We start from the raw sequence: 606 nt of genomic DNA on the forward strand, positions 1-606 counted from the left end.
TAGCGTCACCAAGTGAGCTAATTTCACAACATGAATGTGAAGCTTGTCATGGGCCAAACGGTGTTAGCTCAGACACGAATATTCCGACCATCGCAGGGATTCCCGAGTTCAACTTTTTCGACCAGATGTTGCGTTACCTTGAGGGCAGACCCTCAGCTTCGGTTAATCACGTATACGGAGACACGAGCCAAAAAGGCGACATGGTGACGATAGTCAAATCTTTATCTGAAGCGCAGATTGAAGAGTTAGCAAAACATTATGCTGGGCTTGAGTTTGTGCCTGCTAAGCAGTCTTTTGATCAAGCGTTAGCGATGAAAGGTAAGGCTATCCACGCGAAAAGCTGCGAGAACTGTCATTCGGATGGTGGCAGTAACGCTCTGGATGAAGCTTCGATTTTAGCTGGTCAGCAGAAGGGCTATCTCGCCACTACGTTGCAACAGTTTAAGCAAGGCAAACGCTCCGTTGATAAAAAAATGGATGAGGCGTTCAAAGGGCTTAGTTCCGATGATTTAAACGCGCTCGTAGAATACTATGCGAGTTATCGCTAGCGCTGCTTTGGGATGAACACCAATGAGTTTATGGCGTAAACCAAACAGAAAATGGATG

At 46.4% G+C, this 606-nt stretch carries 1 protein-coding gene; it reads left to right on the forward strand.

Annotated elements, in window-relative coordinates; all coding sequences use genetic code 11:
- A partial coding sequence (locus R7Q11_RS27650; RefSeq protein ID WP_225467168.1) for a c-type cytochrome occupies window positions 1–548 on the forward strand: 548 nt, incomplete at its 5' end.
- Window positions 549–606 lie beyond the last annotated feature (58 nt).

It is taken from the genome of Vibrio sp. 970 (assembly GCF_033339075.1).